This window comes from Noviherbaspirillum sp., from assembly GCF_035254865.1.
GTDB lineage: Bacteria > Pseudomonadota > Gammaproteobacteria > Burkholderiales > Burkholderiaceae_D > Noviherbaspirillum.
On the sequence record NZ_DATFAF010000085.1, the window covers coordinates 1 to 9,084 of the forward strand.

Annotated in this window: 6 protein-coding genes and 1 pseudogene; 3 read left to right on the forward strand and 4 right to left on the reverse strand. The window is 56.6% G+C overall.

The window, feature by feature from the left end:
* On the reverse strand, positions 1-2,762 hold a 2,762-nt coding region (locus tag VJ651_RS21125), incomplete at its 3' end, for a calcium-binding protein (RefSeq protein WP_324109319.1).
* 152 nt (positions 2,763-2,914) lie between these two features.
* A pseudogene (locus VJ651_RS21130) lies at positions 2,915-5,476 on the reverse strand (calcium-binding protein); the annotation flags it as partial.
* Between the two features lie 718 nt (positions 5,477-6,194).
* On the opposite strand from VJ651_RS21130, the gene VJ651_RS21135 reads away from it, so the two are divergent.
* The gene (locus VJ651_RS21135) at positions 6,195-6,617 is read left to right on the forward strand and encodes a hypothetical protein (protein WP_324109321.1); all 423 of its coding nucleotides are present in this window, start codon (positions 6,195-6,197) and stop codon (positions 6,615-6,617) included.
* Positions 6,618-6,824: 207 nt separating this feature from the next.
* Positions 6,825-7,115 (forward strand): hypothetical protein, encoded by a 291-nt coding sequence (locus VJ651_RS21140; RefSeq protein ID WP_414691371.1) that lies wholly within the window; start codon positions 6,825-6,827, stop codon positions 7,113-7,115.
* Positions 7,116-7,117: 2 nt separating this feature from the next.
* Here the strand turns inward: VJ651_RS21140 and VJ651_RS21145 are convergent, their stop codons facing one another.
* Together VJ651_RS21145 and VJ651_RS21150 are read right to left on the reverse strand one after the other, a co-directional pair.
* Positions 7,118-8,065, reverse strand: coding sequence for a pyridoxamine 5'-phosphate oxidase family protein (locus tag VJ651_RS21145; RefSeq protein WP_324109322.1), 948 nt, complete (start codon positions 8,063-8,065; stop codon positions 7,118-7,120).
* 8 nt (positions 8,066-8,073) lie between these two features.
* On the reverse strand, positions 8,074-8,709 hold the full coding sequence (locus tag VJ651_RS21150; protein ID WP_324109323.1) for a glutathione S-transferase: 636 nt from the start codon (positions 8,707-8,709) through the stop codon (positions 8,074-8,076).
* 123 nt (positions 8,710-8,832) lie between these two features.
* Here VJ651_RS21150 and VJ651_RS21155 point away from each other — a divergent pair.
* Positions 8,833-9,084 (forward strand): LysR family transcriptional regulator (locus tag VJ651_RS21155; protein WP_324109324.1); only part of this gene is annotated, 252 nt, incomplete at its 3' end.

Below are 9,084 nucleotides of genomic sequence, written 5' to 3' on the forward strand. Positions count from 1 at the left end.
GCTGCGATTGCTGCCACATCCCAGCTCGTCCCATCCGCAAACACCACTTGCTGGATCGGGTTGTTCGGATTGCCGAGCGTGTCGCTGTAGAAGAAGCCGCCGATGGTGATCTTGTCCGTGGTGCCGGCAATGCTCAATACCAAATCATTGATGTACCGGGTTGCAACGATCTCCGATGGTGATACATCGCTCTTGAACTGCAGCACATTCAACTTGGCCGAACCGGTTTCCGAGTCACCGTTGATGACGTCCTGGCCATCGCCCTTGCCGAACAAGTAGGTGTCGTTGCCCGTGCCGCCCGACAAGGTGTCGTTGCCTGTGCCGCCATCGAGCGTATCGTTGCCGCCATCGCCGCTCAGGTAATCGTTGTCCGCGCCGCCATTGAGCACGTCGTCGCCATTCAGTCCGTACAAGGTATCCGCGCCCGCCTGGCCACTGATCGTCTCCCCGTTGTTGGTGCCGCTGATCGTGTCCGCATTCGGCGTTCCGGCAAATGCCTTGGCCGTAATGGTGGCAAGATCCCAGGTCGTCCCGTCATCGAACTTGACTTGCTGCAGCGGGCTGTAGGGATTGCCCGGATTGCTGTCGTTGAAGAAGTAGCCGACCTTCACCGTGTCCGTCGTGCCCGCGATGCTCAATATCAGGTCGGTGCCCGAGCGGGCTGCATACACTTCGGATGGCAGCACACCGCTCTTGAACTGCAGCACGTTGAGCTTGGTCGCGGATACGTCGTAATAACTGTTGATTGTGTCCTGCCCATCACCCTTGCCGAACAGGTAGATTTCATTGCCCGTGTCGTCGTTCAGCGTGTCATTGCCGGCACCGCCATCCAGCGTGTCGTTGCCGTTGCCGCCCCACAGAACATCGTTGTCGTCGCCACCAATGAGGATGTCGTTGCCGTTATCACCCTGGATGGCGTCATTGCCCGCTCCGCCGTTCAGCATGTCGTTACCATCGCGACCATACAGATTGTCCGCACCAGCCTGGCCATTGATGACATCGTCTGCAATGGTGCCGGTGATATTGTCGCCAGCGTCCGTACCCGCAAACACCTTGGCAGCTAACGTTGCCACATCCCAGGTCGTCCCATCTGCGAACAGCACTTGCTGGATCGGGTTGTTCGTATTGCCGAGCGTGTCGCCATAGAAGAAGCCACCAAGGGTGATCTTGTCCGTGGTCCCGGCGATGCTCAACACCGCGTCTGTACCCGAGCGCGTCGCGACGATTTCCGAAGGCAGCACACCATCCTTGAACTGCAGCACATTCAGCTTGGTCGATGACGTATCCCAGTCGCCATTGATGATGTCCCGGCCGTCGCCCTTGCCGAACAGGTAGGTGTCGTTGCCCGCACTGCCCGACAAGGTGTCGTTGCCCGTACCGCCATCGAGCGTATCGTTGCCGCCATCGCCGGTCAGATAATCGTTGTCCGCGCCGCCGTTGAGCACGTCGTCGCCGTTCAGTCCGTACAGGGTGTCCGCGCCGCCCTGGCCATACATCACGTCGGCACCGATCGTACCGCTCGTGGTTTCCCCGGCGGCCGTCCCTGCAAACGCCTTGGCCGTAATGGCAGCGAGATCCCAGGTCGTGCCATCGGCGAATTTGATCTGCTGCAGCGGATTGTAGGGATTGCCCGGATTGCTGTCGCCAAAGAAGTAACTGACTCTTACCGTATCCGTCGTGCCCCCGATGCTCAGCACCAGGTCGTTGCCCGAACTGGCCGCATACACTTCGGATGGCAGCACTCCACTCTTGAACTGCAGCACATTGAGCTTGGTGGCGGAGATGTCATAGTCACCGTTGATCCGGTCCTGGCCGTCTCCCTTGCCAAACAGGTAGGTGTTGTTGCCCGCATTGCCGTTCATCGTATCGTTGCCGGCACCGCCGTCCAGGATATCGTTGCCGTTGCCACCATACAGACTATCGGAGCCATCGCCGCCATAGAGCTTGTCGTTGCCGTTCTCGCCCTGGATGAAATCATTATCCGCGCCGCCGTCGAGCAGGTCGTTTCCATCCCGGCCATACAGATTGTCAGCACCGGCCTGACCATTGATGACGTCATCGGCGATGGTCCCGGTGATATTGTCGCCGGCAGTCGTACCTCCAAACACCTTTGCCGTGAGCGCCGCCGTATCCCACGTCCTTCCATCCGCGAACACAACCTGCTGGATCGGATTGCTGGGATTACTTGGGGTATCCCCGTCAAAAAAGTAGTTGATGCTGATCTGGTCCGTCGTGCCGGCAATGCTCAAGACCAGGGTTGTACCGGAACGCGTCGCGATCACTTCCGACGGCAAGATACCGCTCTTGAACTGCAGTACATTCAGCTTTGAAGCGGCAGTGTCGTGATCATCGGCAATAGTGTCCTGGCCATCGCCTTTCCCGAACAGGTAGATGTCGTTTCCCGTGCCTCCCGACAACGTGTCGTTGCCCGCACCGCCATCCAGCGTATCGTCGCCACCCCAACCCTTCAGTGTATCGGCGCCGGCCTGTCCGCTAATGGCTTCGCCATTGTTGGTCCCATTAATTAGGTCCGCATTGGGCGTGCCCCCATAGGCTTTGGCCTTGATAGTAGCAAGGTCCCAGATCGTGCCATCCGCAAACTTTACTTGTTGAACTGGATTGCCCGGTCCGCCGGGATTGTCGCCATCAAAATAGCTGCTGAGAGTGATTTTGTCTGTCGTTCCCGCGATCGTAAGCACTAAACCATAGTCAGCGCGCGTCACCCAGATGTCCGAGGGAAGCACGCCATCCTTGAACTGCAAGACGTTGACCTTAGTCGGAGACGATTCGTCGTCGCCATTAATTACATCCTGACCATCACCCCTTCCGAACAGGTATATATCGTCGCCAAGGCCGCCTGCGAGGTAATCATTCCCGGCACCACCATCAATCGTGTCATTGCCGCCCCCGCATACAAGTTGTCGTTACCGTCGCCGCCGTCGAGCACGTCGTTCCCATCTTGACCAAACAGGCTGTCGTTACCCTCCCGGCCATGAATCACATCATTTTGAATGGTGCCGACAATGTAGTCCGCCGCAGTCGTTCCTGCGAACACCTTGGCCGTCAGCGCCGCAACGTCCCAAGTGGTTCCATCGCTAAAGATCACCTTTTGAATCGGGTTGTAGGCGCTGTCGGTCGTATCACGATAGAAGAACTGGCTGACCGTTACCTTGTCCGCAGTGCCGGCAATACTCAATATCAGGTCATAGCCCGTTCGCGTAGCAACGATTTCGGAGGGCAAAATTCCGTTCTTGAACTGCAAGGCATTGAGCTTGGTGGCTGCGTTGTCGAAGTCGGAGGCAATCGTGTCCTGCCCGTCACCTTTACCGAACAGGTAAAGATCGTTACCAGCACCGCCCGTCAGCGAGTCGTTACCGACACCGCCTTCGAGCACATCGTCACCAAGTCCGCCGTCAACCGTGTCATTGCCGACTCCAGCGAAAACGACATCATTCCCGCCGTTTCCTTGAATGACATCGCTAGTACCTCCCGCAACGATAATATTGCTATCGGCGGTCCCGGTAGTTGAAAAATCCGCCTGTCCGTCAACCAGAACGCCAAGATCCTTGTACGTTGCCTGCAATTCGGTGCTCACCGGTACTGTACGGATGTAGTGCTCCATTAGCCCATAGCCATCCCATCCCGTATTGCTCAGCATATTTTTTGAGCAGAGGACAAGGTCGACGAGATCCGAGATGCCGTTAATTGGATCAGCCGCGATGTTTGTCGCAAACGTTTGCTCCAGTCTCGAGAAGTCGAGAGCAATTGCATTGTCGTTGATAACAACGTCAATCAAGTCAAAGAGCGGCGCGAGGCGCGTTTGCATTACCAACGTTGCGTAGATGGAGTCCTTTAACGCGGCGAATGAACTGTTGAGGAAGCCGACCTGTTCCTCGCTAAGCCGGATGTCAATGCGTACCGAGTTATCTGCTGCGGCGCCACTACCACCGCCGCCACCACCACCAGCTCCTCCGCCGCCACCTCCGCTGCTTGTGCCGCCGCTCGTTCCACTGCTATCGAGATCGACGAAGTACCGGCCATTAAATGCTTCCAGAACATGAAGCTTTTGTTCCCAAATACGACCGACGTCAAACCAGTTCATGCCGGCATAACTTGCCTCGGCGGCATAGTTCCCCTCATTCAGATTGCCGAATTGTGAATAGGTCACCACTACGTCGTAGCCCACAAATTTGGCTTCTGCGCGTTGTTGCAATGAAGTGATAAAGCCGGACGTATCCGCCCAGGCATCCAACATCTGATCAAGAAGCGCACGCTGCTCATGACGCGTAGTCGCCTGACTGAATTGGGTTAACAGTTCCTTCAATGCAGGAGAGAGGCTCGCGGCCTCGTGCAGATCGCGCACCATGCCGGAGCCTTGCATCTCGGGGAGCAGGTCGACACCTTCGGCAATCGGAATGTGGTCGGTGAACTCGCGATAGAAGGTGTCTTCGGCCAGATTGACGTCGCCCATCGTGCTGACGTCACCCATCGCGCCGGTGGACCCGTCGATTCGCGTAAAACTGCCCAGGTCGGCAATCTGGTTGCCGTTGGCGAGCGTCTGGTTGTTGAGGGTCTTGGCGACATTGATCGCCGCAATGCCCAGTTGATTCAGCGTGAACAGCTCATTCGCCTGCGAGACGCCATCCTGGTTCAAATCGCGCCAGACGCGCAGATTTTCCCACTGCGCATCCGCACTGGTGACCTTGCCATCACCGTTCGTATCTTGCTGAGTAAGGGCCGCGAAACCATCGGCAGCCTTGAGTCCATTCGCCAGGAGTGTGGCATCGCCGAAGAGCTCGGTACCGTTGTCGATGGTTCCATTCCCGTTGCGGTCTAATGCCAGGAAGCCGTCGTCAGGACCGACCCAGCCTGTACCCTGCTTGACGCCGTCACCGTCATGATCGAACAGGATGCCTGCTGATGTCGCTACGGTTTCGAGGCCATCTCCGTCGAGGTCGAAGGTTAATGGGTCTTTGCGGGGAGGGTGTTGGGCGTTGTTGAAGTCGTTTCTGCACTGGGGATCAATACGCGGGATTCCAGTTTCGTTAACCGGGATAACCCAAGAAAAATCCGTTGGCGAATATTCCGGAGGCGGGTCATAAGTGGAAAATATGTCGTGTATTGCATCTGGAATGTCTCTTATGGCCTTTACAAAATCATCAATCGTAAGCGGCTTTGTTGGCGAACGGCGTTCGACTTCATTCGCCCAGTCAATACCTTTCTTTAGTTCAGATAGATCTCGCTGCAGAGAATCTGACGCTGGCTCGCCCCAGTCATAAACGCCATAATCCGGTGCTGGCGTACTGCCATACCATCTTCCATCTTCTGGATTAAATGTATATCCGTCGATATTGTTACTATCGACGTATCCATTCAACTCATCAGCATGTAATAGTGCACCTAGCCCGAGTTGGACTTTTTTTCCCGTTAAGAAGGCCGCTGCAGCGCCGAAGCCAAATTTTCCTAAAGCTCCCATATGATTCCCATCATGCGTTGAAGGTGTAGTAGACGATAATCAAAACCAAAAGAAATACCGTGAACCCAAGTAGGGTCATCAAATACGGATTCCCCTGGCCCTTGGAATCCCATTTAAGTTTTCCAAAAGAAAGCACTCTTAGACTCCAACATCCAATTTTGTAAAAGAGGACGTCAAACAAAAAAGTTAGTATTAACTCAAACATTGCTGTTCCTGACTTTTGAACAAATAACAATCCGCTGAAGGCGATTACGAAAAATGTCGATATCCGGGTTGTAGCGCTAAGCCGGACCTCATTGAGAAACTGCGTTGGGCATTGTGAGCCTTTGGGGATAGGCCGCCATTTTTGCGCAATAGGACCACGGTTTTTTCAACCCATATTAGTCCCTGGTTTCGCCCCTCTCACTGCCCCTTTCGCTGAAACACTCCCAATGGAGGCGATGAAATATTGAAATTTATACAACGATTTTTACTCGCCAACCTTAGGGATTTATTTGCACAATTTCAATACCCAACTTATGGGAATCTTGAAATCTTTATTGATAGCAACATTAGGGATGACGAGCAAATGCACGTGATTCGTCAGCATGACGTACGCGTGCCCGGCGCAATCAAATTGGCGCGATAACTCGGTCAAGGTCAACAGGGATGCCAGGAAGTTTGAGACGGGCGCGTCTGTAGCGTATTAGGGGACAAACCACCTTCTTTTTCAGCCTACGTGCGCAAGCGTGTGGCAGGAACTTCAACATATAAAGAAGAAATAGAGATTTATCTGCCAATGGCCTTTCTCCTTACTTGCGCCGGCATCGGTACGGTCGGCTATTACCTCGGATTGAGCTACGTCACGCTCGGCGTAGTGCTTGGCATTGCGCTCGCAGCGTACTACCTCATTAAGAAAATCGAATTCGGATCAATAATTACGGTTGGCTGCTTTGGCGGGACAACCGGCTTCGTTGCGTTGGTTGTAATTGATCTCATTGCAAGAACAGTGTACGGCGTATCACTCCTTAACCTTGATTCCGCACTTAACGTAATGCCTCTTCGAAAGCTGGCTCTTGGGGCTATTGCTGCGACAACGTTTGGAGTAGTCCTAGTGACTTATGGGATTTTCGGCGGACATGAGAATGATGGAGACAAATGATTCCCTCCAAATTTGCCGCGACTCACTGCAAAACCGCTTAGCAAGGAGGAGGGGCCAGATAGCGCGGTCGGGCGGTTTGGTCGAGATGACCTTGCTTTCGCATGGAAATGCTTCTTCTGCCGCGCAAATCTGTTTCATTCAGTAATAAGACTTCAAGGCACGAAGGCCTGTCGGTAAGCTACTGCAAACCTTTTCGGAATGGAAGCGATGAAGAACGTTTGCAGATTGCTGTGGCCGACCGTTATGCTGTTCACCTTGCCGCTGGTTGCGCTGGCCGACTCATGGAAAGACGAAGGCGGGCATGGCCGCGAATACAAGGAAAAGTATTGGGACGGCCATTGCATGGTGGAGCGCAAGTTCAAGAAGAACGGCGAGGTCAAGGAAAAGCGCAAGTGCAAGGACGATGGCGGACCGGCGGTGATCTATGCGCCGGCACCGCCACCCGTTGTGCTTGACCCGGGTCTCACCATCCAGGGAACGGTGCGCATTCCACGATAACATCAAGCAAAGCTTGCCGTCGCGTCCAGGTGCGGCGACGACTCGCGCAAGACCCAGCGCATGGGCAGCGCGCCCTGCCTGAATACAAATCGCTCGGGAGCAAAACGCAGCATGCGCTTCGCACCCGCGAAGCCGTCGACCTGCGGCCCTTCCCACACGACGTCGGCGCGGCCGCTCAGATGCAGCAAATCTCCTTGCTCGAAATCGATGAACAACAAGCCCGCGCGTCCGTCGGCGAGCAGATTGCCGATGGTGTTGAAGAGGTTGTTGCCCTGAAAATCCGGCCACATCAATCCGCCTTGCGCATCGACCTGCACGAAGCCGGGCCGTCCGCCGCGATGGGATACATCGACCGCTTGCCCCGCCGCGCTCGCGATGAAGAAGGTATCGCATTGCCGGATCAAGGCCCGTGCCGCATCGGGCAGGATGCCGACGCCTGCGGTACGCTGCGTCACCCGTTGCTCGAGTAAAGGCAGCCGCTCGCGCGTCTGGATGTATTTCGCGCAATTGCCAAAACTCTGCTGCACGCCGAGCGTGAAACCCTGTGCACCCATGTCGCTGACAAGGCCGTTGACGCGATTGCGTCGGCGCGTCTCGAACTGCAGGCCGAGACCGCCGAGTGCATAGCCCGGCCGCATCGCTGCGGCCAGCGGATCGTCTTGCTGCAGGGATGAGGCTATGCGCAAGCTGACCGGGTCCGGCGACTGCATAAAGCCCGGCTCGCCCCACAGCAGCGACGCCCACAGGCGGCCATCATCATCGCTGCCGCCGACGAAGAAGGTCGGCAGCAAGGGAAAGAAGTCGCGGTGCTGCTGCGGCATGTAATCGCGCAGCGCGACCCTGCCGACCTTTTCCATCTGGCTGCGCACGCCGACGCGTTCCTGCGCGGCGATCTCGCCCGCGTGAAACGGCTGTCCGGGTTCGGACGAAAGCAGAGGATCGGTTTCCATGCGAGCGCCTATGCCGCTTTTGCGCCGGCGGGCGGCAACTCGATCATCGGCACGAAGCGCGGCAAGGCCTCGATGTGCGCTAGCCAGGCGCGCACCGCGGGATAGGGCGCCAGCGAAATGTCGCCTTCCGGTGCGCGTGCGATATAGCTGTAGCAGGCGATGTCGGCGATGGTCGGCGTGTCGCCCAGCAGAAAGCTGCGCGCCTGCAGTTCCGTCTCCATGATGGCGAACAGGCGCTGCGCGCGTTGTTGCGCAGCGTCGATGTCCACCGGCCTGCCGAAACGCTTGCCGACCCGCGCCAGAGCAGGGCCGAAGGCAATCTCGCCTGCGGCCACCGACAGCCAGCGCTGCACCTGCGACGCGCCAAGCGGATCGCGCGGCATCCAGTGTTCGTCGCCATAACGCAATGCGAGGTAGACCAGGATGGCATTCGAGTCGGCCACCACGGTGCCGTTGTCGTCGATCACCGGCACCTGGCCGAAGGGATTGAGCTTGAGAAATTCCGCGCTCTTCTGCTGGCCGGCACGCAGGTCGATATCGATGGCATCAAAGGGCAGGCCGAGCAGGGAGAGAAAAAGTTCGGCGCGATGTGCATGGCCGGAGACGATGCTGCGGTAGAGCTGGATGGACGATGGTGGTTGCATGTCGGTTCTCCTGCTTGATTGGGGAAGCTCGATTCTGCGTCAGCGGCATTGCTGAATAAATAGCAATAAACAAAGCAAATTACTTCATAATCCGGAGTAATCCAAACGCATGGAGTCTGGCCCATGGACAAGCTGCGCAGCATTCAAACCTTCGTCGAAATCGCCGAGCGCGGCAGCCTGACTGCCGCCGCCGATGCACTCGACACGTCGCTGCCCACGGTGGTGCGCAAGCTCGCCGAGCTGGAAAGCAAGCTCGGCGTGCGCCTGTTCAACCGCACCACGCGGCGCATCCGCCTGACGGACGAAGGGCATCGCTACCTGACAATCTGCAAGACTGCGCTCGCGCAACTGGAGGAAGCGGAAGAAGCGCTGTTC